Below are 24,359 nucleotides of genomic sequence, written 5' to 3'. Positions count from 1 at the left end.
ATAGTTCTAACAAATAAATACGCTACGCGAACACTTATTGCATGCCACCCAGAGATTTTATCCAGGCAGCCAGCAAATTTTGAAACCAAAGGAAAGGATTTCCTATGCTGTTTAAATCGATGCCTACATCAACTCATCAAGAACATAAAATACCACTCTCCGCTATTGCAGCTACCATTATAATGACAGGGTTTAACAACACAGCCTTAGCTGAAAATTTATTACCCGCAAAAGCAGTATCAACAACGGATACCCGCGACATTATTCACGTTTCTACCTCACCTTATGACTTAGAAAAAATTGCTGTTGCAGAGAATGTTGAGGTTATTGATGCCCAAGCCCCCGAACAGCAAGCCGCCACATCCGCCCTTGATTTATTAAAAGGCCAACCTGGGGTGTTTGTCTCTGGTTCCAATAGTACTTATGGGCAAAGTATTCAAATGCGGGGCTATGATCCCCGAGGCGTAAAAGTAACCGTTGATAATATCACTCAGGACTTTAATTCTGGCCTATATGATGCAACATTTATTGACCCAACTTTAGTAAAAAAGGTGTATATCCATAAAGGTTCCTCTTCGATACACCATGGCGGTGGCGCTTTGGCGGGGGTAGTCTCTTTCAAAACATTAAATGCTACTGATATTTTGAAACCCAATCAAAATCTAGGTGGCCGTATTTTCAGCGGTATAGATCACAATGAACATAGTTACTATGCAGGAGGAACACTATTCGGGCGTCTCAACACTCTTGATACATTAATCAGCTACAGTCAACGCAAGAAAAATTTGATTGGCTCACCTGATTTTGCACACATCGATAATCATGAAAATATTCATAATTGGATGCTAAAAACCACATGGGCAGCGACTCCCTCTTACCTTTTAGCAATTCAGTTAAAAGATTATCGCAATGAAAGCTTAGGGGTGAAACAACCCAGTAAACCAACAACCAAAGAGCGTTATCCGAATACACCACATGAAAGAAACAGTCGCCAATTTGATGTCGCGATAAGCCAATACTTTACCCCTAAAAATAGCGTTAACTGGCAGGCTGAGTGGGATATTTACTATAGTGATTTATCTCTAGACCAAACTGACACGGTCAAGATCACCACAAAACCCAAAGAGTACGTTACAGAAAGGCGAAATCAATACACCTATGGAACTAAATTCGCCAATAGCTTCACCATTCCAATGTATCGCTGGGCAAATCATCATATCCAAAGTGGAGTTGAGTATTACGCACAACAACAAAAATCAAACCAATATGCGATTAGCTACCCGACAGCGTCATTAACTAATACTTCAGGTTGGCTAGTCAATGACATGACATTACAACACTTACCTATCACGTTCTCTGCGGGCACTCGTTTTACACGATATCAAACAGATAGCACGCGCATAGCTAAAAATGCTCATACTAATTGGTCGTCACGTTTTGCTGTCAGTGCCACCCCACAACACTGGGTAAATATTTTTTCTTCTTATTCGGAAAGTTACCGCACCCCACGCATGAGCGAGCTGTATAACAATTCAAATCATTTCACGATCCCTTTCATCGGAATGAAATCAGACTTCCGCCCTTCCCCGGAATTACTACCGGAAGTCAATAAAACTATAGAAGCAGGGGTAAAACTCAGTTTCGATGATCTGCTAATAGCGAGGGACTCTCTACATTTTGGTTCAACTTATTTCTATACAAAAGCCAAAGACCACATTGCTCTTGAAGGAGAATACGAAGAAATATTTAACATAAGAAAGTTTAGAACCGAACATTTTCCGAAAGAACTTTATTTTGTAAATATACCTTCTGCCACTATTCGTGGATTTGATAGTTTTATCCATTACAAAACACAATGGTTTGAGCTTAATCTCAGTCACAACCTAACCCAAGGTAATGAAGATGGCTCACATTATTCCCTTTCATCAATACGTCCTGAAACCCTAGTTGCTCGCTTCAATGCTCCCGTACTTGAGACAGGAGTCAATATCGGCTGGATCGGCGAATTTACGGGAAAAACTGCATTTGAAGGTAATGTAAAATACCAGTTATCACACCATAAATCGGATAAAGGCTTAGACCGCTACCACAAAGAGGTTATTCAACAGGCAGGTTATAGCCTGCATGATTTTTATCTCAACTATCAAGCCGACCAATTTATTAAAGGCCTCAGCTCAACACTAACGATGAAGAACGCATTCGATAAACAATATGTTTCTTCAATGGGTGTTCCTCAGGAAGGTCGAAATTTCCACATTAACGTAAATTACTCATGGTAACGCATTAAAAATCGCATGTTATCAACTGGTTTGGCTAGTATTTAAAATAAAACAAATCAGTTGATGACTTTCTCCCGGCAATCTTAATTTTTCAAGGAAAAATTTGTGAACTCAAACCTCTACAATGATTACCAACAAATTCAAAAATCACATTCTAACTTATGCCCTCACAAAATCGCTGCCTTACTTCAGGTTTCAGAAGCACAACTAGTTCATTGCCGTGTAGGAAATGAGAAAGTTCTTCGATTATCAGGAAAACCGGCAGATATCTTGCAAAATTTAGTCTCTATCGGCCAAGCGAAGGGAATAACACGCAATAACTATGCCATCAGTATTCAAACCGGTGAGTATAGTAACCCGCGGTTTAGTCACCATGGCGGGCTATTTTTAAATCCTAAAGCACTCGATTTACGCATGTTTTTTGCACAATGGGATTCCACTTTTGCTCTTGTTGAAGAAACCTCAACAGGGCTACGCCATAGTATGCAATTTTTTGATAAGCATGGGGACGCATTACATCAGGTTTATGCTACAGATAAAACGGATATGGCTGAGTGGCAGGCTATTGTTGAACGCTATGCTTCGCTGGATAACTTACCTATTGTACCAAAAGAAATTCTCCCACCTTCAACACAAGAAATTAGTCAAGAACTAGCCACTGAGCTAGAACAACAATGGCGAGATATGACTAATGTGCACCAGTTTTTTGGAATTTTACAAAAACATAATTTAAGTCGTCAGCAAGTTTTCCGTGCGGTTAGCCAAGAATTAGCATGGCAAGTTCCTACCACCGCCTTATCTGATCTGCTTTCTCTTGCATACCAAGCACAAAATGAGGTGATGCTTTTTGTCGGAAATCGTGGCTGTGTTCAGATTTTTACTGGCAAAATAAAAGAGTTAACAAAAAATAATTCGCTCAATATTTCTGGTCATAACTTTCAATTGCATTTCATTGAAAATGGTATCTCCGAATGCTGGGTGACTCGAAAACCGACTAAAGATGGGTTTGTAACTAGTTTAGAGGTCTTTGATAAGCAAGGTAATCAACTTATTCAAATGTATGGGCAACGTATAGAAGGTACGCCAGAACAAATAGAATGGAGTAAACAAATTCTTTCTATATCTCGCTTATAATAAAAAGTATTAAAAAATTGTTGGGCTTCTAATGGTAAATTTCCGAATACTTTTTAAGCAAATATTGTGATTAAGTTAGAGATGAAATTTACCATAGAACCCTTTGCTTCATTAATTCACGACAGCGACATAAGCCACTTTTTGATATGGAAAGAGAATAACCCTCCATTATCCGCATAAAGCGTTTTACTTGTAGTTTATATTAGTTATTAACCCTGCAAATATTGTCATTACAGAGATTTCCCACCATGACAATTACCTCGGAATTTCCTGTTTATTGTTATATAAAAACGATTACAAATGGAACAATAATTTTTCAATTATTTACTTGGTTAATAATTTCGAATGGATTGAACAATTTTTTTGAATATAACAAAAAAAACGCCTTCAACTCACCTAGTAAAACAACAAAAATAACATAATCATTTGAATTAAAACAATTTTAAACATACAATAATGAATGTTTAAAATGTTAATTTTATCAACATCTATTGTACTAATAGCTATTCTCATTTAAAAACCGCACGTTTGGCCTATCGATATATCGGAAAAACAGGAAGAATAGACCCTAATTTCGTGAGTTATTATTAGTTATTAATGAACAATAGCCTACTTGAGTAGGAGGTAAATATGTCAGAAAGTGTAGTCAACGATATTGTTAAATGGCTTGAAAGTCAGTTGCAACGCAATGAAGGCATCAAAATCGACACAATTGCCGATAAAAGCGGTTATTCAAAATGGCATTTACAGCGTGTTTTCAAAGAAATGAAAGGTTGCACGCTTGGCGAATACGTCCGTAAACGTCGTTTATTAGAAGCAGCTAAATCATTACGTGAAGGTAACTTACCTATTCTTGACATCGCATTGCAATATGGCTTTAGCTCACAGGCGACATTTACCCGTATCTTTAAAAAGCACTTTGATACAACGCCTGCAAAATTTCGCCAATCAGGTGAATTGCCTGAATGCAAAAATTTTATGACCTGTAGTTGTCATAACTAATTATTTTAGAACATCCCTTCCTATTAGTTATTTGTAATTTTGAAGTCTATGTCTGAGCCGACTATGTCGGCTCTTTTTTTAACTTAATTCATGGGCTAACCAGTTTTCCAAATCAGCCAACTGTTCCTGCAATTGCGGCCATTTCACAACCATCTCTTTGCTCAATGCACGTACTGTTTCTGCCTGATACGCTTTACCTGTCAATTGCTCACTCAGCCACTCTAAAGGGGATGGGTCTAAACTATCCGTAAAAAAATGACAGCGGTTTATCACACCTTTTTCGATATCAAAATGAAACTCAATTCCCCCCCAAGGAAAACGGGTATCTGAATAGTGAGAGAAAGCCGGGGCTTGCCCAAAATTCCATTCCCAACTACTTTGTTTTGCAAAGGTGTCTGTGAAATTTGGCAAATCAGGTAGTTTTTCAGGGGAAATATACTCAGCAGCGACCGTTTCACCGAAGTAATTAAAAAAGCTTTTAATTATTCCTTCGCAAACAATTTCATGAGAAATATTGGGGACAAGCTCAGATAAATTAGCCACACGAGAACGCACTGACGTAATTCCTTTTGCCTGTAATTTTTTCGGATCTGGATTCAGATAGTTTGCTAAGCGACTTAAATCTGCATTAATCAGCAAGGTTCCGTGGTGAAAACCTCTATCCTTCGTTTCTCGGTATGCAGAACCCGATATTTTTCGCGGACCACTTTCAGTCTCTAAAACTAAATCATTACGGCCAGAGATTTGTGCGTTAATACCGACAAGTGCCAATCCATCGACAATAATTTGTGTAGAAACTGTTTTGTCATATTCCGGTTTTCCTGCCATAAACGTAAAACAAGTATTACCTAAATCATGAAAAACAGCCCCACCACCGCTACTACGCCGTGCTAAACGAACATTATCTTCTTCCATCCTCCGAGTGTTACATTCTTTCCACGGGTTTTGTGCACGCCCTATAACCACCGTATCAGCATTTCGCCAAAGAAACATAACACGTTGGTCGGTTGGCATTTGTCGGAAAATGGTTTCTTCAACCGCAAGGTTAAACCAAGGATCGTAGGATTCAGAGATGAGTAAACGTACTGTTGACATTAGGCTATCCTTAAAACAAAACTTGCCCTTAAGATAGCATAATCACTAAAGAAAATAGCGAATTTAGATACGCCTTGCCTGCCAAAACACTTTTCGCCAATAAACGTTGTCCATTGATGAACGGATCACCCCTTTACTCGTTGATGCATGAATGAATGTATTATCGGTATCGTAAATACCCACATGCAATCCATTCTCTCCTGAACCTGTTTTAAAGAACACCAAATCCCCTGGCATCAAATCTGATTTATCAATCCGTGTGCCTAATTGAGTTTGATCTACCGTTGTACGAGGTAATTGAATGGCAAAGCGATCATTAAATGTGCGATAGACAAAACCGGAACAATCAACACCATTTTGATTCATGCCGCCATAATGATAAGGCGTACCATACCACTGCTCGAGTTGGTCTTTTAATTGCGCTATCGTCATAATTGGATCAGATAACTGTGTTTTTAGCGGCGGTGGTGGCGTTCTTTTAACGGATGTCGATGAACAACCAATTAAAACTAAACACAATAATAGTGGCAGGTGTTGTATTTTAATAACCATAAAGCACCTTATTTATCTATCTGATTACGATAACTTGCTTATATTATAGTGCGTGAAGACTATAATATAAGCAACTAAGAATTATTCTATTCTATCACTTGATGATTTATTAGGTCGGCTAATTAGCCATACCCCTAATAAAATAAAACAGATACCAATGGCCTTTAACCCTGTAGCAGGTTCATTAAACCAAGGTAAGAAAACTGCTAATAAATAAACGAAAACATAGCTTAAGCTAATAAGCGGATAAGCTTTATTCAATGCTATGTATTTTAATGCTAATAGCCAACATAACATCGATAACGCATAACAAACTAACCCTAAAAAAATAATTCCTAAACTAGTAATATTAGCGAGTAACCAATCCAATTGCAGCCAATGCCAGCCAAGTGCGAATGAGGGTAATTCAACTACCCCTGCTTTTAAGCTCAGTTGAGCGACTGTAACTAATAACGCACTGCCAATCACCCATAAATAACCCTTGTTCATGCGCTGATACTCATTAGCAAAATACCAAACATAATGGCAGCAACCCCTAACCAGTGGTTGAGCCCAGTTTGTTCTTTATAAACAAACTGGCCAATTAGCGTAATTAACACAAAATTAATACTTAGCATTGGATACGCGATACTTAGCGGCATGGTTTCCAATAATTTCAACCAAAACAACATGCCAAGCCCTAGCATGAAAACCGCCAGCACCAACCACCGAAGGGCTGATGCTGTTTTATTGGTTTTATTACTCTGCCAATTGACGACGGCTTGCTTTTGAGCCACTTGTCCAATACAGGTCAAAACGCTAACCAGCAATAACAGTAATAGTTGTGCAATCATTGTTGATGATAAACCACAATCGCCATACGAGAATTTTTAATAACTTCATCTGGCTTAGGAATATCTGGCAGACCTTCTTTACGGCCTAATAAAAAGACAACAGTTACCTGCCCTTCTTTACGTGCTTTTGTCAGCCATTGTGCAAACTGGTCCGGTTTTATTAAGCGATGTTGGCTATCTGGATATTCCAACCCATAACTTAACTCTCCACTACTATTGTATAAATAGATATTGGAATTTTGAGTTTCCCAAGCAAGACCGGCTGCGACCCCAACATTACTTGCCATCAGATATTTGCTATTCATCAGTAAATCATGATTTTGATGAATAAAGTTTTGAGGCAATTTAGAATCGATGGTGTTGTTCGGCAAAGCACTGCCAATACACAAACTCACGGCCAAAGAGCACGATGCGGCCCATAACCAATATTTCGCATTTAATACCGTACATAGGTAACCGATAATCGCCCAAATAGAAAAGGCAACGACACCTAACACCATTTTTGACCATTCATCAGGTTCGTATAACGGCTTTTTGATCACTGTGCTCACGACAATTACCGCTATAACCGCAGCGATCCCTAATACAACATTAATAATCCCATTGGCTTTCAATGCTTTCATTTTACCACTACGAACGCAGTCAACCCCATACTTTGCCATAAGCAATGCCAATGGCGCCATAAACGGCAACATATACGTTGGTAACTTACCGCGGGAAATACTGAAAAAGATGACGGGAACAACAAACCAGCACAGTAAGAAAAACATATCGGGGCTAGATTTACGTTCTTTCCAACCTTTCATGATAGCACCGGGTAACAGCCCTGCCCATGGAATAGCGCCAAGAATAATAATCGGAATATAATACCAAAACGGTGCGATATGCTGAGCATCATCTGCCGTGAACCGCTTAATGTGCTCAATCCAAAAGAAATAATGCCAATAATCAGGCTCTTGTTTTGCAACCGCCAAAGCCCATGGCAAGCTGATAATAACCGCAGAAATTATTGCAAGCGGCCCATATTTGAGTAGCTCAAGAAACCGCTTTTGATAGATTGTGACAGGCAGCATGACAATCACTGGAATAGCAAGGGCTAAAAAGCCTTTGGTCATAAATGCCATGCCACAAGCTAGCCCAAGACAAAGCCACGCCGCTAATTTGGACTTTACTTCCCTCGATTTCATTGCCCACAAGCAACAAAACATACTTGCCGCTATCCATAAAGACAACATTGGGTCGAGTACACTGTAGGTCCCGATGGAAAACACTAAGAACATCGAGATATAAATGAGGCTTGCAACATAGGCAACGTGGTTATTACGCCACATCATCTTTGCCATACGATAGACAAGTAATGCACTGAGAAGAATACAAAAAACCGAACCAAAGCGAACAGCAAAATTAGTTTCACCAAAGATCATTTGGCTAATATTGTTTATCCAGTAACCTGCCACTGGTTTTTCAAAATAGCGTACATCCAGCATGTAAGGAACAATCCAATCGCCACGCTGTAACATTTCACGGCTAATTTCTGCGTATCGCGTTTCATCTGGTTGCCAAAGTAAACGACTATTCAACGGCAACAAATAGGTTAGGATAAAAAAAAGAGCCAGCAGAGAGGCTCCTACTTTGCTCGCTCGGTTATTCAACATAGGTTGCTTATTCCTCTTCTTGGCAGCCTAGCCAGCCTTCACGTCCGGGGAATGGTGCCCTCACCACACGCCCTTTGGGCAATGAATTCAAATTGTCTGGCAGTAATTCACTCAATGTACAGAATTGGATTTCTTCTTGTGTAATTCGTTCCAATAATTGTGAAAATTGTTCCGATTTGGACATTCCTTCCACTTCTGTATGGATAGTATAAACTGGAACGCCTTGATCTTCTTTAATTGCTTGAAGAATAAAATCATTAAATGCATCATCACTCACGACTGTCCCTACGACTTCATCGTAAGTCGGCAGTGTGACAGGGATTTGAACCGTCCCGAGTGAGCCATCGGCTAAAATTGGCCTAAATGGGTATTTACCACGACAATCACTGTTGTAGTCAAAGTTAAACGCTTGTTTAACTTCCAACACACGCTCATCACCTCGCCAACCAGCAACGGCAGAACAAGTCACTCGGTGTCCAATGGCTTGCTCCAGCGCATCCACCCCTAACTTAACTTGCTCAGTTAGTTGCGGTTTGCTCCATTTGGCAACTTTAGCCTGCCAACCTTGATGGTCCCATGCATGTAAGCCAACTTCATGACCAGCATCCAAAGTTTGTTTCATCAAATAACCTAAATCTTTAGCAATTTTTTTACCCGGCCATGCTGTGCCCGCTAATAAGATATCTAACCCATAAAGGGATGCAGCGTTCGACCTAAGCATTTTCCACAGAAATTTAGGACGCAAAAGGCGCCATAAATGGCGCCCCATGTTATCGGGTCCTACACTGAAGAAAAAGCTGGCCTGGATATTATGCTCTTTGAGCACTTTGAGTAGCTGTGGAACCCCTTTCAAGGTACCTTGGTAGGTATCCACATCAATTCTCAAGCCAACTTTTTTCATTAGTCTTTATTACCTAACTCTTCAACTGCACCTTGTAAGAAGAAATCTAATGTTTCTTCGATGGTATCTTTCATATCGATAGTTGGGACCCAATCCAGTAAACGACGTGCATTTTCAACACTTGGTTTACGGTGTTCAACATCTTGATACCCTTGGCCATAATAGCTGCTGCTTTCGATTTCACGGAAGCCTGCAAATGGAGGAAATTTCCCACGTTGAGGGTGTTTTTCGAAGCTTTCCAACAACATTTCTGCTAATTCACGAATACTCGCTTCGTTAGTTGGGTTACCGATATTGATGATCTGACCATCACATTTGCCATCTTTGTTTTCGATAATACGGAATAACGCTTCGATACCGTCTTTAATGTCTGTAAAGCAACGTTTTTGTGCACCACCGTCAACCAGTTTAATTGGCGAACCTTCAACTAAGTTTAGAATTAACTGAGTAATCGCACGCGAACTACCAATACGTGCAGAATTCAAGCTATCTAAGCGAGGCCCCATCCAGTTGAATGGACGGAATAAGGTGAATTTTAAACCTTCTTTCGCACCGTATGCCCAAATCACTCGGTCAAGTAATTGTTTAGAAACTGAGTAAATCCAACGTTGTTTATTGATTGGGCCGACGATTAAGCGTGACTCGTCTTCATCAAACTCTTTATCATCACACATACCATAAACTTCAGACGTCGATGGGAAGATAATACGTTTGTTATATTTCACGCAGTAACGTACAACTTTCAAGTTTTCTTCAAAGTCTAATTCGAAAACGCGTAATGGATTACGGGTATATTCGATTGGCGTTGCAATCGCAACCAGAGGCAGAATAACGTCACATTTTTTGATGTGGTATTCAATCCATTCTGTATGGATGCTAACGTCACCTTCAATGAAGTGGAAGCGTGGGTTACCAATAAAACGCTCAATCGCAGAAGAACCGATATCCATACCATAAATATCGTAGTTACCGTCTTTTAATAGGCGCTCCGTTAAATGGTTACCAATAAACCCATTCACACCTAAAATAAGAACACGTGTGCGGCGTTTAACTTGTGCTGTTGGTTTTGCTCCAACACGGACATCAGTTACGATACCCATTTCGTTAGCAAGGCGGCTACCTTGCATATATAAACCAGTCTCGCTTTGGCCGCTAATCACTTCGATAGCGCCTTGCCCGCAAGCAATACGCAGTGGGTCACTCGAAAGTACCGTACCAGCTGCTTTACCTTGATTATCATCTAAAACGCGTGCGCGCCAGATAACCATTTTACGTGCGCCTAAATAAGTGAACGCACCTGGGTAAGGTTCAGTTACTGCACGAATTAAGCAGTTAACTTCTTTTGCGCTATTATTCCAATTAATCAAACCATCTTCAGCGGTACGACGACCAAAATATGTTGCTTGACTTTCATCTTGTGCAACTGATTTGTAGCTACCAGCTTCAATTAATGGCAGTGTTTTATTCAATAAAACTTCCGCCGCTTCACGTACTTTCGCATGTAAAGTCAGGCTAGTGTCTGTATCGGTAATCGCCACTTTTTCTTGAGCAATAATATCGCCAGCGTCAGCTTTAGCTACCATTTTATGTAAGGTCACACCAGTTTCGCTTTCACCTTTTAATAATGCCCAATTAATAGGTGCACGACCGCGGTATTTAGGTAGCAATGAGCCGTGTAAATTAAACGCACCTTTAGGCGCGATAGCTAACAGCTCTTCACTTAACATATCACGATAGTAGAAAGAGAAAATCACATCAGGTTTCATTTCACGAATACGTTCAATCCATAATGGATGATTAACGTTTTCAGGCGCAAAAACAGGAAGCTCCATGTCAGCACTTAAACGCGCAACTGAGGAGTAAAAGTGGTTTTCATTTGGGTCATCAGTGTGTGTAAACACTGCTTGGATATCAAAACCTGCTTTTTCAAGCGCTTTTAGCCCTACGCAGCCAATATCATGATAGGCAAAAACAATAGCTTTCATTAGTCTTCTTCCTGATTTTTGTCGGATTTCGCATCTGCTCCAACGACTTTTTGAATAAAATAACGAGGTCTTGCGCGCACATCATTGTAGATCCTACCGATGTATTCGCCCAGTAGCCCCATGGCAACAAATTGTGCACCAATAAACATAAAGAGTACTGCAAACAGAGTAAATACGCCATCTGCTGCCCACTCTGCGCCAAAAATTAAACGCAATGCAATTAACAATACCGCTAATAAAAAACCGCCAGCAGCGATAATACTTCCTACAACACTCAATAAACGTAGTGGCGCTGTAGTCAGGCATGTTAATAAGTCATACATTAAATTAATCAGCTTCATAAAGCTGTATTTAGAATCACCAAACTCGCGTTCTGCATGCGCTACATCAATTTCAATGGTTCTACGTGCAAATGTATTTGCCAAAATAGGAATAAATGTACTTCTTTCATGACATTGCAACATAGCTTGAATGATATGACGGCGGTATGCACGTAACATACAGCCGTAATCTCCCATTGAACGCCCTGTCGCTTTGGTGATCATCGCATTGATCATTTTAGAGGCTGTTTTGCGAAACCAAGAGTCTTGGCGATTCGCACGGCGCGTACCAACTACATCATAACCTTGCATAGCTGTTTGCACTAAACGTGGGATTTCCTCTGGTGGATTTTGTAAATCCGCATCCAAAGTAATCACTAAGTCGCCATCAGCTTGGTTAAAACCCGCCATAATAGCAGAATGCTGCCCATAGTTACGGTTTAAAATAATTGCAATAACGTGGTTATCTGGATTTTCTGCGGCTTCTGTAAGCATTTGTGCTGAACGATCGCTACTACCATCATCAACTAGAATTAATTCATAGGATTGAGTTAATTGTTTACATGACTTGATAGTACGTTCTAACAATTGCGGTAAACTCTGCTCTTCATTATAGACAGGGATAACCACTGAGACTTTTTTAATCTCATCAAATTCATCTGCGTGTGACACTATTTTGACTCCAAAAGAACTGCTTCTACAGCTTTAACGACCCGTTCAACATCTGCATCAGTCATATCGGGAAATAAAGGTAACGAACACAATGTGGCGCTATTCCATGTTGATTCAGGTAAAACTAACTTAGGGTATTTTTCGCGATAATATTTTTGTGTATGCGCGGCACGAAAGTGCAACCCTGTTCCAATATCATGCTCTTTCAATTTTTCCATGAATGTATCGCGATCAATACCGCATGCTGCTTTATCGACACGTACCATAAATAAATGATTTGCATGTAAATGTGAGTAACTAGGGACACTCAACATTTGTAAAGGAGAATTTTTCAGCAACTCACGATAACGAGCTGTAAGTTCCGCACGACGCTGATTTAATTGCTCAACTCGTGATAACTGCACCACTGCAATCGCGGCGTGAATGTCCGATAAATTATATTTAAAACCGGGCTCAACAACCTCGGCTTGCGGCTTACGGCCTTGCATTTGTCTATCAAACGCATCACCCCCTAGACCGTGAAACTTGAGTGTACGTACACGCTGAGCAAGTTCATCGTCATCTGTTGCGACTAATCCCCCTTCCGCACAGGTGACATTTTTGATGGCATGAAAAGAAAAAATAGACGTTCCCTTTTCGCCAATCCACTCATCTTTATAACGAGTACCCACGGCATGTGCCGCATCTTCGATTAATGCTACACCGGCTTTTTGAGCAATCAAACGCAATGCGTCAAGATCACAAGGAGCTCCCGCATAGTGTACTGGGATAATAGCCTTTGTTTTTTCTGTTAACGCTTTTTCTACGGCATCAGGTTGGATCATTAATGTATCACGATCAACATCAATCATGACCGGTGTTGCCCCAAGCAACTCAATCATATTGATTGTAGATACCCATGTTTGAGAAGGCGTGATGACTTCATCACCAGGACCAATACCCAATGCCATTAATACAACATGCATGCCTGCAGTAGCTGATGACAATGCAATTGCATGTTTACAGCCATAACGCTTACAAAAATCGTCTTCTAGCTGATGATTCTGTGGGCCTGTTGTTATCCAGCCTGAACGCAGAACGTTTTCTACTGCCTTGACCTCTTCATCACCAATTGCTGGTTTTGAAAATGGTAAGAAATTGCTCATATTGTTAATAGCCTAGTTTTCATTGTGAATAGAATATTCTAGTTAATTATACTTTAACCGAACCTCAACACCTGCAAACATTGCGGGATTATCATGTAAAAATGTGTGATAAAAACAACTTATTGCTTATCCGCTAAATTTATAACCTGCCACACTTGATGAGATGTACTGTGACTTAACTTAATTTCAGACATAAATATGTCAGATAAATTATTTTCTGTCATTATGCACTCTGGTTTCCCTATTGCGACTAACTGTCCTTGTTTCATCATCCAAATACAAGATGCATTTTTATATGAATGACTAAGGTCATGACCACTCATTATAACGGTTCCTAAGCAATCACAAAAATATTTAATCCATTTATCAAGCATCGATTGCTGAATAATATCTAAATTATTGGTCGGCTCATCCAATAATATGAATTTTCCCTTGCATTGCTGTTTATCCCAAACCTGCAAAAATGCGGCTGTAATTCGAACCCTCTGCCATTCTCCACCCGAGAGTTGGCTAATAGGTTTACTTAATAATGATGTCAGTTGAAAATCTGAACATAAGCGCTCAAAAATATCATTGGAAAACAAGGTGTCAGGTGAAAAAAGGCCAAAGTATTGAAAAACTTTGAGTATAGGAACGTAACTAACTAATTGTGAAAGATAAGCACGCTGTTGGCTTAATTGTGCAATACGATATTGCCGTATACTTCGGCCATCAATTAAAATATCGCCGCCTACAGGTAAATAACCGCTTATCGCAGCTAATAATGTACTTTTCCCCGCCCCATTCGCACCCAATAGATGAATTTGTTCTCCAGCCCGCACTTGAGCTGAAACATTAATCAATCGAGTATCGACGGTAATATTTTTAATATCAATAATTAATTTGTTATCCATCACTTCTACCGCCATTGTTGGTGACGAATTAACAAGAAAATAAATATCGGTGCCCCTAAGGTGGCCGTAATAACACCAATAGGAACTTCGGCATTGGCGATTAATAACCGAGACAGTATATCTGCAATTAATAACCCTAATGCCCCTGCTACAGCAGAACCAACTAATAATACTCGGTTATCTGTTAAACCACTTAATCGCAATATATGAGGAATAACCAAACCAATAAAACTAATCGCACCCGCAATAGCGACGCTGAGGCCAATTAATACACCACTAATAATAATTAATATCACGCGCCATTTATGGACTGAGATTCCTAATTGATAAGCTTGTACTGTACCTAATGAAAGATAATTCAGTATATTACCTTGGAAGAGCACCCAAATTAAAAACGGTAAACAGCCAATAACAAGGCCAATTTGACGCCAATCAACCCCACTAAAACTCCCCATCATCCAATACAGTAACTGCCGCAAATCAAGGTTACTGCTCATATACACCATCCATGTCATACAAGCCCCACTAATCACACCAAGTGCAACCCCAACAAGCAATAAACTCGAATTATTCAAGTTCTTACGACGAGCAAAGTAAAGCAATATGGAGGTAAATAATAAAGCCCCTATAATCGCGCTAACACTTAATAGCCAATAATGCGTCACACCTGATGATAATAATACAGTCAGCACCACTGCAACACCCGCACCATTGCTAACCCCTAATAAGCCTGGTTCTGCTAAAGGGTTTTCAAATAAAGCTTGCATTATAGCCCCTGTGACTGCAAGAGCTGCGCCAATGACAATGACCGCTAATGTGCGGGGAAAGCGAATTTGCCAGACAAAAAGTTGTGCAGTGTCATTCATCCATTGATTTGGCCATAGATGAATTTCACCCACGCTTAATGCAATCACTGCGGTGACTACTAATAAAATTATTAGCACAATAACTAATCGCATATCAGAGCGAAGCTGATTTTTTTGAAGATTTATTAAGTGATTATTCATTATGTTAATAATATTTAAAATAGCGTTGTGAATTCTCGATTATATCTATTTATGAAAGAAATACGATAACAACTACCTATGATAATTAGAGCTTCATCAACCACAAAACCAAAGGAACACTATGAGCATTTCAACTAAGTTGCCCATTAAAACTCCCTCACAAATGACTAATCCATTTGTCCAAGAGCCTAAGCCGCCTTCATTTTGGCAACAAATAAAATTCATGTGTAATAAAATATTCTGTTATCCGCTATTTAGCAACAAAACCAAATTTAAAGTATATGAGAACCCAATATATCGTTCAGATAACATTAAAGCTCATAGCACTCACATGCCTAAAACTAGTAACGATGCCGATAACCTTTCAATTAGCATGGATATTATTTCAAAAACTGAAAATATACAAAAAGATCGATTACAATCCGCAACCAATAATATAGATATTATATTGAAATATATAGAAAATAGAAATGCGATTAAAGCTCAAAAAAAAACAACTTATGAAGAACAAAAAAAGCATCATCAGTTCAATAAATTAGATAAGGCAATTCGGCTACATCCTGAGTTTGCGTCAACTGAAGGAATCTTCAGACTTTCAGGTAAGAAAACAGATATGAATAATATCTTTGAACGTTTAAATTCAGGTAAGCAACTTACTCAAAAATTTATTGATGAACATAATATCAGCCTACCATCCATGACTTTGGCTTATAAAGAATTATTTGGACAGATCATGGACAAGCAAGATTATTCCACCGATTTCTTGAACAAATCGCCTGACCGAGCTTTAAGCGATGCTCTTCAAAATCAGCGAGATGTTATCGAATTTATGAAAAATAATGGGATTACTGGCGAAAAAGAAAAAATTATATTAGCCAATACAAAAACCAGAATTAATTGGGAAACACCGACATTACCATTCAACATGCTTATCTCACTTTTGGCTGATATTGCTAAAAACCCAGCAACAAAAATGGATGCAAAAAACCTTGCTATATGCGTAGCGCCGAGGCTATTAGCAGAACAATTTAAAACACCTTCGAAAGAAAATATCCTATTAAATAATAGAATGATTACCTTTATTGAGATATTGATTCACACTAAATTACACGCTTAAAATTCTTAAAAACAAAAGACCGCCTAGGCGGTCATTGCCAGCCCCAGAACATCGGGGCTAGCAATATTTTTCAATAACTTACGAATATCGTGATAAGTTAATTCGCATCATTACACCCCATATCGGTGGATGGAATGTGGATGCCTCCCCTTAAAGGGTTGCATGAAATGGCCTCATTTAAATAGTCAGGGGCAAAGTGTGCGTATGTCATTGTTTGCTGAATACTCGCATGACCCATGATTTTTTGAAGAGTGAGAATATTGCCACCGTTCATCATAAAGTGAGCTGCAAAAGAATGCCGTAAAACATGCACGGCCTGACCATGCGGCAAATCTGGTTTAACTTCTTTCAGAATTGATCTGTAGGTCACATAATCAACATCGAAAAGTAATCCAGAATCTTTTACTTTTACAGTTCTCATTACATCATCAGAAATGGGAACAGTTCTATGCCTACCATTTTTTGTTTTCATAAATGTAACTCGCCCATGCAATAAGTTTTCAGCCTTTAAACTAATGGCTTCTCCCCATCTTGCCCCCGTACTTAGACATAAAATAGTTATGCGTAAGTAATCACCGGTCATGACATTAAGTAATTTTTCAATATCACTTTTTGTCAGATAAGCCATTTCTGGTTTTTCTTCTTTCAACTTACCAAGAGATTTAATCGGATTATTTTTAGAGCACTCGCCAATTTCTGCCAGTGAAGTAAAAATGCTCATTAGCAAATTAAACTCTCTATTGATAGTTGATGCTTTCACGCCACTTTGTAATCTATCAGAGCAATACCTAGCTAATAACTTTGGTGTAATCTGGTATACAGCCGGGTTACTCATGTCCTTAGTTATTCTTGTTAAAATAGCCTTGTATTTTTTTGAATACTTTAGGTTGCGACCAATAAAGTTCCACCAAATATCACATATATCTTTTAATGATCTGTAGTCTCTTGATTCACTGTTCCATTCTTCACTATTGGCCGTTAGCATAACGCTTCTTTCATAAGCTATTGCATCGGCTTTCTTTTTAAATATCCGCTGAACTCTCTTTCCTGATCTGCCCTGCGGTCTGATATCCACTTTGTAACGTCCACCTTCAAGCGCCTTAATAGTCATTGTTGCGCCCTCCGGTTAAACGAGGTAATTCTAGATTTTCATTACAAATATAATGTTGGTATATTTCCAACCAATTTTTGTACGTATAAACAACTAAATTATTAGAGTATGCCCACTGTGCGCGATAGCCGGTGAAATTTGACCAGCTTCAGGAAGTATCTTTCCGGTCGTAATCCACAAGCTATACTTTTCTAATTTTCGGTGTTTCAAAATACGTTCGACAGAAAGCCAGTTGATATTTTGCGGTACAGCCATTTTAATCTTTTCTACATGTAGCATTTCGTTAAGCTTATCATTTAAGGTCATGCTTGCTTTTCCTCGTCTGTTTCATAATTTTTAGGGTCATAAAGTGCAGGTGCTATTTGTCCTACTTCTGGAGCAATTTTTCCTGTGACAAACCAAAGTGCATATTTTTCAAATTTTGGATTGCTAATAATTGAAGTAATTACATCAGCATTAGGCACTGTTTTCCCGTTTTCATAACGCCATAAAGCATCCCTACTTAAACCGAGCATTTGCGCGGTTTCGGGCAAACTTGTAAGCCGTTCACTTTCTCTCATGAGTTTTAATTTCTCAGATACACTTAGACGCATGTTGCAATTCTCCGACGTATGTATTAATGTTGTCTTATTAAATGCCATAAGGGGTATTTTGTTAATGAAATACCCCAATAGGAGAGATTATCACATGAATGAGAAATTGTTAGAACTGTTGTTCAAAATCCCAGACCCGATCACCGCTGATGAATTTTGTCGCCGAACTGGCAAGTCAGAAAGCAGTGTTAGAAAGTTAATGGATCGCCGTCGTTTACCTATCCGTACAGAGCGCCAAATTCACGGAGAGGGTTTCAGTGATATGCGTTTAATGATTATGTATAACGAGTATTTAGAAATGTGTTGGGAAGTCGCTCGTAAGCTTCCTGCAGCAGAGCGAATGGGCTGGAAAGATAGCTGGTTTAAGCGAGCTAAAAAGCTTATGGAAGATTTAGATGTCGTTCCAGACAATTTAAAATCTGTAGAGAACGCTTTAAAGGGCTAGGTGAAAACATGAGAGCTTGCATAGAGCAAATATCCACCCATAGCTTTAAATATCGTGGCTTTCTAATTGTTAAGCTACCGGCTAAAACGATGAATCCCGTAACCCGCTTTCATGTTCAACGAAATGATGATTCTTACGGGTTATTTGATTCTATGGATGAGGTAACCCTGTATATAAATAAGCTCTACCTAAGAATAAGGAATAGAAATTGAAATACCTAATGTTTAAAGCTAACGGAAAAAACTATTTAATTAATCCTCAGATGATTGCAGCAAATTATCCTGTTGCATCATTATCATGTGAGTGTTTAATTTTATCGAATGGGAAAAAATATAACGCCACCGATATAAAAGAAATTTTTATACAAATATTCGATGACGTAAATTTTAACGAAGCTCAAACCTATTCAACAGGCGCTGTATTCTTATAATTTTCAGCTAATTCAATGCTTTGATTAATAGTCGTAATGACATCATAGTGTTGATCAGAGTTTACTGGAAAATGCTTTATATAATCCCTTATAGCCATATCAAAAGGGGTAAAGCCTTTCAATGCTCCATCTGGTAACTCACTCATTAATGCAATTATAAGTCGGTGCTGTAGGTTAACTTGAAATTCTAAATCGTTAATTGTCTCTAACAAAGGCTCTAACTCTTTACGGATGGTGAGCTGAATGGGGGTTTCGTACATAACTTAATCCTTTATTTTTATAACTAAAGCCAAAGATACCATAGTGTAATTTAGAATACACAAAAATAGGAACATAAAATGAGAACATATGATAAGCAACAATATAAACATAAGCTAACCGGTTCATCTATTAATAATTTCAAACGCAATAAAAAACGCAAAGTATCTAAGGCGGATAAAATATTTATGTGTGTTGGTATTTTGTTCTTTTTATATCTGTTCGCTGTTGCTATTAAATAAAAACCATGAGTAGCTCAGCGGCTGTATTAGTGAAAACTAAACAGTTAATCCAGTTGCTCGATAACGTAAAGCAAGATGCAAGGCCGGCCGATATCATCGCGCACCAAGCAAATATCAAGCTTTATCAGAACCAAGGGGTAACCTTTGAAAGCCGAGTCAATGGACTAAATCAAGCCGCAAAGTTAAGAACATCAGTATTCCATTCTGATAAGGAAAATCCAGATAATAGAGAGCTAGCCGGATTTATTGAGTATTTGAGGTTAAGCGATGAACGGATGCTAAATATGATTTTTTATTTAGCAGAAATAAAAAGCAATCAACATCATTTAGGTTTCGATGAATTTAATAAAGAGGAACAACAATCAATTATTTTAGCAGTAAATCAAATTAAAGCACTCGCGGCGCTATTACCTAAACATATCGCCATGCCTATTTAAGGTAAAAAAACAAATTAATGACGTTAGCGCGTCAGGGATTTCTACATTCTAAATTTGAGGGTTTGATAATGAAAAATAAAGAGATAAAGCCAATTTTGATAGGTGTTGATACTGCAACCGGTAAGCGCGATTACTCCGCTGTCGCTATCAGTATTACAGCAATTCGCGAAGATGAACGCAAAACCATGTATGACAAATTTTCATCTCGTCTTGATGCTATCGCGTGCAAGTTAATTAACGAAAAATTAAGCGATGAACAAATTCACCAGTTATTAGTTGGTGAGTCTGAGCATTACTCAAATCTGGCTGCGGAGTTAGATCATGTCTAAAGAAATTGACCGCGCTAGCGAGCACGAAATGCTCATGCGTGAGCAACAAATAAAAACCATTACTAACCGTTTAGTCAGTGTTTCCGCTTTTGAATGTGAAGATTGTGACAAGCCTATTTCAGAAGCACGCCGCATTGCATCACAGGGTTGCACTCGCTGCATTGATTGCCAAACGATTTTTGAACTTAAAAGTAAACATTATCGGAGCGTGTGACGTGGCGAATAAAACTATTCTCAAATGGGCTGGCTCTAAAGTTCGCATTATGGAGCAACTACGCCCGCACTTACCTAAGACTAAAAGCCTAGTTGAGCCGTTTGCTGGCTCATGTGCCGTGATGATGAATACTAACTATGAGCGGTATTTAATTGCGGATGTTAACGACAATTTAATTAACTTGTATTTAATGATACAAGACGATATCGAGTATTTTTTTAAAAAAGAACTTGAATGGCCTAGTTTAAATACTGAGTTGAACTATAAAGCTCAACGTACTTTATTTAATACCTTGAATAAAGATGGTTTCAATCATCCATTTCGGTTTTTATATTTAAATCGTCATTGTTTCAATGGGTTGTGTCGTTATAACTCAAGAGGGGAATTCAATGTACCCTACGGGCACTATAAAAAATCATATTATCCAATAAATGAAATTCTTGCTTTTTACGATAAGGCGATGGATGCAAGTATCGTTTGTCTTGAATGGCAAGACACACTTTCTTTAGTCGATTATGGCGACGGTGTTTATTGTGATCCTCCTTATATGGGCGACAACTTTACCCGATATCACGCGACAGATTTCACTGATGCAGACCATGAGGCATTAGCGTTTGCGTTAAAAGATCTCAATGATATTCAAGGGAACGCGATAACTGTTTCAAATTCTATCGAAGCGAAAGAGCTTTACGCTGACCTTGGTTTTACTGTTTATGAAATAGAAGCCCCACGAACAATTGCAGCGAACGGTAATCGTAAATCAGCCACTGAAATTATCGCCGTTTTAGCGGGGGTCAATTAATGACTCTCGACCCTAAAGACGGTGTGTATATTAGCGGGACAGCTTTTGCTATTCAGCGCCATGTTGACGAAGATTCAAATGCGGTTCAATGGCGACTATTGCAAATCAATAAAATGGCTCGTTGCTATGAGTTGGTTTGTTGCCATTCTGATCCGTGGATGCTGGCGATTGAATTAACTTCTTATCATGTTAACCGTGTTAAAGGTAAAGGTATCAAATCATTAGATGTTTACCGTAAAACAGTTGATATCATCTCTCGCCGTTGTGAAACGGCCATCAACGCATTACGACCAGAAACCTTGGGTGGTGCGCTAAATGTCTAAGGTATTAGATTTTACGCAGCAACCGTTAACTTATACCGCGGATATGACTTTTCCGTATCCGTGGAATAAGCCAGAAAAAAATAATTACTACAAAGCTGATATTGACGCACTTGAGAAATCCCTTACCCATGAACAACAAATTCATGCGCAAGCGATTTTAGATGAAATTGAAACTTTACCGCGTATTTTACGTTATCGTATTCAAAAGCATTATGAATACATCATTAAAGAGTCAGGCCACTATAAAGCTTATGAATTTTTACGCTCTGATTTTTATAAGCGGATATTTCCTCGTATCACCGCGGTTAATTCTCGATATGAGTTAAAAACGAAAGCACTATTGACGCTTTCAACTCGCTTTACACCTGAAATCAGTCAATTTAACCGGTTGTTTGACCTTTATGACAAACCAATCAAAAAACTGGCAGAGCACATTTCTAATGGTTTTTTCACTCTATATGAAGCCTATTGCGACCAGCTAACCGAGCAAAACGGCGGTGATCGTGAAATTATCTATGATGATTCAGCACAAACTCAAATTTACGGGGCATTGGCTGAATTATCTCTAAATTTACATGTCACACCGCTTTATCACCAAAGTTATCTCAAAGTTTTAAAAAATCGAAAGCGCCGCAAAGGGAAGCAAAACCTAACAATGCACCAAGTGATCGCAGCTATTTCTCGTCTTGTTAATGCAGATTACTGGCACCGTAAGCTAAAAGCCCATAGAACACAATGGATTGAGGCAATCATGATTGCCAATATGGATGTGTGCATTAATCGCCACCCATACGCCAGTAAGCAAGCGATCCGTGCCGTTCAAGCACAGCGTTTATCCAACATGCAATATTTACAGGGTATGGATATTCAAGATGTTGAAACAGGTGAGCGTTTTGATCTGTTCGATAAAGTGATGGCCAGTGTGTCAAACCCTGAAATTCGCCGCATGGAATTAATGGCGCAAATGGCAGGGATTGAGCGCGTGGCAAAAGAACGCGGTGATATCGGGATGTTTATCACGCTGACGTGCCCGTCAAAGTACCACCCGACAAAGCAGCGCAAAGATAAAAATAAAGGTGATTTGCACGCTGTGCTCAATCGTAAATGGAAAGATGAGGCTTACACGCCAAAAGACGGGCAGCGTTATTTAGTCAAAGTGTGGTCGCGTATTCGTTCCGCTTTCAATGATAACAATATCAATATTTATGGTGTTCGTGTAGTTGAGCCTCATCATGACGGTACTCCCCACTGGCATATGCTGCTTTTTGTTGATAAGGCCAGCCGAGCAAAAGCTATTGATATTATGCGTAAGCGTGCCCTGAAAGAAGATGGTAACGAAGCGGGCGCACAAAAATACCGATTTAAATGTAAGCATATGAACCGCGGCGGTGCCGTGGGTTACATCGCTAAATATATCGCTAAAAATATCGATGGGTATGCCCTTGATGGTGAGATAGACCATGAAACAGGCAAAGACCTAAAAAGCATGGCGGCAGCGGTTACCGCGTGGGCGTCAACATGGCGTATTCCGCAATTTCAATTTTATAAGCTCCCATCTAAAGGCGCATACCGTGAATGCCGCCGCTTACCTCGTGGTGTTTCCATTGCTGACAAACTTGGGGATGTTGCCGAACGTGTTAGAGCTGCTGCCGACCAAGGCAAATTTGATGAATACATCATGTCACAAGGTGGTCCATGTATTCGCCGAAGAGAAGAAACAATACGAGTTGCCCGAGAAGTTAGTGACGTGAATGTTTACGGCGAAGAGGTTCAAAAAGTTGTTGGTATTTATCATCAACTCAAAGCCGATGCACCAGTACTTAAAACCCGTGAAAGAAAGTACCAAATCGTCAAAAAAAGTGCCGTTGACGTTGATTTTAATCTTTTAAAGAGCGACAGCGGAGCGACTCGGAGTCCTGTCAATAACTGTAGATCGCGGATCACATCCAATCTATCAGATGTGCAATTTTACGAGCCTGAGCATGGCTCTGGTGAAGTATGCAACATTAAGGAATACGGTTTCGCGTTTATAGAAACGGACGATGAGAACGCGGTAGGAAGCGAAATATCACAAGGTAAGCATCAGAGACAGGTTTCAAACATTGAAGTAAGTGAGGTCGATAAGGAAATTCAGTCAGAAATTATCAATTTTGCCAACGAAGTCGGCATTAATTTCGATATTCCTCAGATTGAAACCATGTTCATTAACGGTTTAGGCGTAAGTGATGGACTGCATTTTATAAAAGTTGATGGAGATAGGTTGAGATTGGGGTTAAATGAGGATGGGAAAGAGCTGCAAAGACGGGAGTTAGAAAAACAAAAAGAGGCAATTTTTGAGAAACATAGACGTCGGTGTATTAATGTATTAGCGCGAATTAATTGATGACTTGGTGTATTGTTTTTTAGTTGTGTTGTTAATTATATTACTTATATAAATGGCAATAAATATTTTATGGATAAGGGTTTTTAATAACTAAAGCCAAATAATTATACTATTATCTCATCTTTCAGACTTGCGAGATAATGATTGTGTATGGATGATATCAACCTGCAATGCACTTTATTACTAGTGGAGCGCATTGCAG

27 protein-coding genes are annotated in these 24,359 nt (G+C 39.1%); 12 read left to right on the top strand and 15 right to left on the bottom strand.

Going from position 1 to position 24,359, the window contains the following annotated elements; all coding sequences use genetic code 11:
• Positions 1-104: 104 nt before the first annotated feature.
• From PR683_RS02690 to PR683_RS02680, 3 genes are all read left to right on the top strand, one after another.
• Positions 105-2,279 carry a TonB-dependent receptor domain-containing protein gene (locus PR683_RS02690; RefSeq protein ID WP_272581664.1) on the top strand — a complete coding sequence of 725 codons (2,175 nt, stop codon included), beginning with the start codon at positions 105-107 and terminating at the stop codon, positions 2,277-2,279.
• 105 nt (positions 2,280-2,384) lie between these two features.
• Entirely contained in the window at positions 2,385-3,413 is a 1,029-nt protein-coding gene (locus tag PR683_RS02685) for a hemin-degrading factor (protein WP_123382030.1), read from the top strand.
• Between the two features lie 630 nt (positions 3,414-4,043).
• Positions 4,044-4,415, top strand: coding sequence for a helix-turn-helix domain-containing protein (locus PR683_RS02680; protein WP_004910390.1), 372 nt, complete (start codon positions 4,044-4,046; stop codon positions 4,413-4,415).
• Between the two features lie 78 nt (positions 4,416-4,493).
• Here PR683_RS02680 and PR683_RS02675 read toward each other — a convergent pair whose 3' ends face one another.
• The 11 genes from PR683_RS02675 to btuC all read right to left on the bottom strand — a co-directional run bounded on the left by PR683_RS02675 (position 4,494) and on the right by btuC (position 15,473).
• Positions 4,494-5,510, bottom strand: coding sequence for a lipoate--protein ligase (locus PR683_RS02675; RefSeq protein ID WP_272571259.1), 1,017 nt, complete (start codon positions 5,508-5,510; stop codon positions 4,494-4,496).
• A 63-nt stretch (positions 5,511-5,573) separates the two neighbouring features.
• Positions 5,574-6,062 carry a C40 family peptidase gene (locus PR683_RS02670; protein ID WP_004910384.1) on the bottom strand — a complete coding sequence of 163 codons (489 nt, stop codon included), beginning with the start codon at positions 6,060-6,062 and terminating at the stop codon, positions 5,574-5,576.
• Positions 6,063-6,143: 81 nt separating this feature from the next.
• Entirely contained in the window at positions 6,144-6,551 is a 408-nt protein-coding gene (gene arnF, locus PR683_RS02665; RefSeq protein WP_004910382.1) for a 4-amino-4-deoxy-L-arabinose-phosphoundecaprenol flippase subunit ArnF, read from the bottom strand.
• Positions 6,548-6,895 carry a 4-amino-4-deoxy-L-arabinose-phosphoundecaprenol flippase subunit ArnE gene (gene arnE / locus PR683_RS02660; RefSeq protein WP_209101390.1) on the bottom strand — a complete coding sequence of 116 codons (348 nt, stop codon included), beginning with the start codon at positions 6,893-6,895 and terminating at the stop codon, positions 6,548-6,550. Before arnE ends, arnF begins: the two co-directional genes overlap by 4 nt.
• Positions 6,892-8,550, bottom strand: a complete 1,659-nt coding sequence (gene arnT / locus PR683_RS02655) for a lipid IV(A) 4-amino-4-deoxy-L-arabinosyltransferase (RefSeq protein ID WP_109911254.1) — start codon at positions 8,548-8,550, stop codon at positions 6,892-6,894. Before arnT ends, arnE begins: the two co-directional genes overlap by 4 nt.
• Positions 8,551-8,557: 7 nt before the next feature.
• Positions 8,558-9,451, bottom strand: coding sequence for a 4-deoxy-4-formamido-L-arabinose-phosphoundecaprenol deformylase (arnD, locus tag PR683_RS02650; protein WP_115167380.1), 894 nt, complete (start codon positions 9,449-9,451; stop codon positions 8,558-8,560).
• Positions 9,451-11,436: a bifunctional UDP-4-amino-4-deoxy-L-arabinose formyltransferase/UDP-glucuronic acid oxidase ArnA gene (arnA, locus tag PR683_RS02645; protein WP_115167381.1), complete on the bottom strand. Its 1,986-nt coding sequence runs from the start codon at positions 11,434-11,436 to the stop codon at positions 9,451-9,453. Before arnA ends, arnD begins: the two co-directional genes overlap by 1 nt.
• Complete coding sequence (arnC, locus tag PR683_RS02640; protein WP_004910377.1) at positions 11,436-12,428, bottom strand: undecaprenyl-phosphate 4-deoxy-4-formamido-L-arabinose transferase; 993 nt, start codon at positions 12,426-12,428, stop codon at positions 11,436-11,438. The genes arnA and arnC overlap by 1 nt, the downstream gene beginning before the upstream one ends.
• Positions 12,428-13,573 (bottom strand): UDP-4-amino-4-deoxy-L-arabinose aminotransferase, encoded by a 1,146-nt coding sequence (arnB, locus tag PR683_RS02635; RefSeq protein ID WP_272571260.1) that lies wholly within the window; start codon positions 13,571-13,573, stop codon positions 12,428-12,430. The genes arnC and arnB overlap by 1 nt, the downstream gene beginning before the upstream one ends.
• 119 nt (positions 13,574-13,692) lie before the next feature.
• Positions 13,693-14,466 carry a vitamin B12 ABC transporter ATP-binding protein BtuD gene (gene btuD / locus PR683_RS02630; RefSeq protein ID WP_227024177.1) on the bottom strand — a complete coding sequence of 258 codons (774 nt, stop codon included), beginning with the start codon at positions 14,464-14,466 and terminating at the stop codon, positions 13,693-13,695.
• A 5-nt stretch (positions 14,467-14,471) separates the two neighbouring features.
• Positions 14,472-15,473 carry a vitamin B12 ABC transporter permease BtuC gene (btuC, locus tag PR683_RS02625; RefSeq protein WP_164528919.1) on the bottom strand — a complete coding sequence of 334 codons (1,002 nt, stop codon included), beginning with the start codon at positions 15,471-15,473 and terminating at the stop codon, positions 14,472-14,474.
• A 121-nt stretch (positions 15,474-15,594) separates the two neighbouring features.
• Here btuC and PR683_RS02620 point away from each other — a divergent pair, with 121 nt between their 5' ends.
• Positions 15,595-16,590, top strand: coding sequence for a RhoGAP domain-containing protein (locus PR683_RS02620; protein ID WP_109911248.1), 996 nt, complete (start codon positions 15,595-15,597; stop codon positions 16,588-16,590).
• 97 nt (positions 16,591-16,687) lie between these two features.
• Here PR683_RS02620 and PR683_RS02615 read toward each other — a convergent pair whose 3' ends face one another.
• From PR683_RS02615 to PR683_RS02605, 3 genes are all read right to left on the bottom strand, one after another.
• Positions 16,688-17,701: a phage integrase gene (locus PR683_RS02615; RefSeq protein ID WP_272571295.1), complete on the bottom strand. Its 1,014-nt coding sequence runs from the start codon at positions 17,699-17,701 to the stop codon at positions 16,688-16,690.
• 93 nt (positions 17,702-17,794) lie between these two features.
• A complete protein-coding gene (locus PR683_RS02610; protein ID WP_036962134.1) occupies positions 17,795-18,007 on the bottom strand; it encodes a hypothetical protein in 213 nt (70 codons plus the stop codon).
• A complete protein-coding gene (locus PR683_RS02605; RefSeq protein ID WP_036962131.1) occupies positions 18,004-18,294 on the bottom strand; it encodes a helix-turn-helix domain-containing protein in 291 nt (96 codons plus the stop codon). Before PR683_RS02605 ends, PR683_RS02610 begins: the two co-directional genes overlap by 4 nt.
• A 94-nt stretch (positions 18,295-18,388) precedes the next feature.
• Between PR683_RS02605 and PR683_RS02600 the strand changes: the two genes are divergently transcribed.
• On the top strand, positions 18,389-18,739 hold the full coding sequence (locus tag PR683_RS02600; RefSeq protein ID WP_036962129.1) for a hypothetical protein: 351 nt from the start codon (positions 18,389-18,391) through the stop codon (positions 18,737-18,739).
• A 402-nt stretch (positions 18,740-19,141) separates the two neighbouring features.
• On the opposite strand, the gene PR683_RS02595 is transcribed toward PR683_RS02600, so the two are convergent.
• Positions 19,142-19,429: a hypothetical protein gene (locus PR683_RS02595; protein WP_272571293.1), complete on the bottom strand. Its 288-nt coding sequence runs from the start codon at positions 19,427-19,429 to the stop codon at positions 19,142-19,144.
• A 78-nt stretch (positions 19,430-19,507) separates the two neighbouring features.
• Here PR683_RS02595 and PR683_RS02590 point away from each other — a divergent pair, with 78 nt between their 5' ends.
• The 7 genes from PR683_RS02590 (at position 19,508) to PR683_RS02560 (ending at position 24,157) form a co-directional block, all read left to right on the top strand.
• Complete coding sequence (locus PR683_RS02590; protein WP_272571292.1) at positions 19,508-19,669, top strand: TetR family transcriptional regulator; 162 nt, start codon at positions 19,508-19,510, stop codon at positions 19,667-19,669.
• A 5-nt stretch (positions 19,670-19,674) separates the two neighbouring features.
• A complete protein-coding gene (locus PR683_RS02585; protein WP_272581663.1) occupies positions 19,675-20,106 on the top strand; it encodes a DUF5347 family protein in 432 nt (143 codons plus the stop codon).
• Between the two features lie 68 nt (positions 20,107-20,174).
• Entirely contained in the window at positions 20,175-20,435 is a 261-nt protein-coding gene (locus PR683_RS02580) for a DUF2732 family protein (protein ID WP_230085561.1), read from the top strand.
• A complete protein-coding gene (locus PR683_RS02575) occupies positions 20,428-20,649 on the top strand; it encodes a TraR/DksA family transcriptional regulator (protein WP_048606886.1) in 222 nt (73 codons plus the stop codon). Before PR683_RS02580 ends, PR683_RS02575 begins: the two co-directional genes overlap by 8 nt.
• 1 nt (position 20,650) lies before the next feature.
• Complete coding sequence (locus PR683_RS02570; protein ID WP_272581662.1) at positions 20,651-21,451, top strand: DNA adenine methylase; 801 nt, start codon at positions 20,651-20,653, stop codon at positions 21,449-21,451.
• Positions 21,451-21,774, top strand: a complete 324-nt coding sequence (locus tag PR683_RS02565) for a DUF5405 family protein (RefSeq protein ID WP_272581661.1) — start codon at positions 21,451-21,453, stop codon at positions 21,772-21,774. The genes PR683_RS02570 and PR683_RS02565 overlap by 1 nt, the downstream gene beginning before the upstream one ends.
• Positions 21,767-24,157: a replication endonuclease gene (locus tag PR683_RS02560; RefSeq protein WP_272581660.1), complete on the top strand. Its 2,391-nt coding sequence runs from the start codon at positions 21,767-21,769 to the stop codon at positions 24,155-24,157. The genes PR683_RS02565 and PR683_RS02560 overlap by 8 nt, the downstream gene beginning before the upstream one ends.
• The last annotated feature ends 202 nt before the right edge of the window (positions 24,158-24,359 follow it).

This window comes from Providencia sp. PROV269, assembly GCF_028477785.1.
Taxonomy (GTDB): Bacteria; Pseudomonadota; Gammaproteobacteria; order Enterobacterales; family Enterobacteriaceae; genus Providencia; species Providencia rettgeri.
The sequence above is the reverse complement of the archived record's forward strand: the minus strand, read 5'-3'. Positions and strand labels throughout refer to the sequence as shown.

Coding starts and splice junctions, on each gene's coding strand:
- PR683_RS02605 (WP_036962131.1), bottom strand. CDS start 18,294: ATGCGTCTAAGTGTATCTGAGAAATTAAAACTCATGAGAGAAAGTGAA.
- arnD (WP_115167380.1), bottom strand. CDS start 9,451: ATGAAAAAAGTTGGCTTGAGAATTGATGTGGATACCTACCAAGGTACC.
- PR683_RS02580 (WP_230085561.1), top strand. CDS start 20,175: ATGAAAAATAAAGAGATAAAGCCAATTTTGATAGGTGTTGATACTGCA.
- PR683_RS02620 (WP_109911248.1), top strand. CDS start 15,595: ATGAGCATTTCAACTAAGTTGCCCATTAAAACTCCCTCACAAATGACT.
- PR683_RS02600 (WP_036962129.1), top strand. CDS start 18,389: ATGAATGAGAAATTGTTAGAACTGTTGTTCAAAATCCCAGACCCGATC.
- PR683_RS02680 (WP_004910390.1), top strand. CDS start 4,044: ATGTCAGAAAGTGTAGTCAACGATATTGTTAAATGGCTTGAAAGTCAG.
- PR683_RS02585 (WP_272581663.1), top strand. CDS start 19,675: ATGAGTAGCTCAGCGGCTGTATTAGTGAAAACTAAACAGTTAATCCAG.
- btuC (WP_164528919.1), bottom strand. CDS start 15,473: ATGAATAATCACTTAATAAATCTTCAAAAAAATCAGCTTCGCTCTGAT.
- PR683_RS02560 (WP_272581660.1), top strand. CDS start 21,767: ATGTCTAAGGTATTAGATTTTACGCAGCAACCGTTAACTTATACCGCG.
- arnE (WP_209101390.1), bottom strand. CDS start 6,895: ATGATTGCACAACTATTACTGTTATTGCTGGTTAGCGTTTTGACCTGT.
- PR683_RS02670 (WP_004910384.1), bottom strand. CDS start 6,062: ATGGTTATTAAAATACAACACCTGCCACTATTATTGTGTTTAGTTTTA.
- arnB (WP_272571260.1), bottom strand. CDS start 13,573: ATGAGCAATTTCTTACCATTTTCAAAACCAGCAATTGGTGATGAAGAG.
- arnT (WP_109911254.1), bottom strand. CDS start 8,550: ATGTTGAATAACCGAGCGAGCAAAGTAGGAGCCTCTCTGCTGGCTCTT.
- PR683_RS02590 (WP_272571292.1), top strand. CDS start 19,508: ATGAGAACATATGATAAGCAACAATATAAACATAAGCTAACCGGTTCA.
- PR683_RS02675 (WP_272571259.1), bottom strand. CDS start 5,510: ATGTCAACAGTACGTTTACTCATCTCTGAATCCTACGATCCTTGGTTT.
- PR683_RS02565 (WP_272581661.1), top strand. CDS start 21,451: ATGACTCTCGACCCTAAAGACGGTGTGTATATTAGCGGGACAGCTTTT.
- PR683_RS02575 (WP_048606886.1), top strand. CDS start 20,428: ATGTCTAAAGAAATTGACCGCGCTAGCGAGCACGAAATGCTCATGCGT.
- PR683_RS02690 (WP_272581664.1), top strand. CDS start 105: ATGCTGTTTAAATCGATGCCTACATCAACTCATCAAGAACATAAAATA.
- PR683_RS02610 (WP_036962134.1), bottom strand. CDS start 18,007: ATGACCTTAAATGATAAGCTTAACGAAATGCTACATGTAGAAAAGATT.
- PR683_RS02615 (WP_272571295.1), bottom strand. CDS start 17,701: ATGACTATTAAGGCGCTTGAAGGTGGACGTTACAAAGTGGATATCAGA.
- arnA (WP_115167381.1), bottom strand. CDS start 11,436: ATGAAAGCTATTGTTTTTGCCTATCATGATATTGGCTGCGTAGGGCTA.
- PR683_RS02595 (WP_272571293.1), bottom strand. CDS start 19,429: ATGTACGAAACCCCCATTCAGCTCACCATCCGTAAAGAGTTAGAGCCT.
- arnF (WP_004910382.1), bottom strand. CDS start 6,551: ATGAACAAGGGTTATTTATGGGTGATTGGCAGTGCGTTATTAGTTACA.
- btuD (WP_227024177.1), bottom strand. CDS start 14,466: ATGGATAACAAATTAATTATTGATATTAAAAATATTACCGTCGATACT.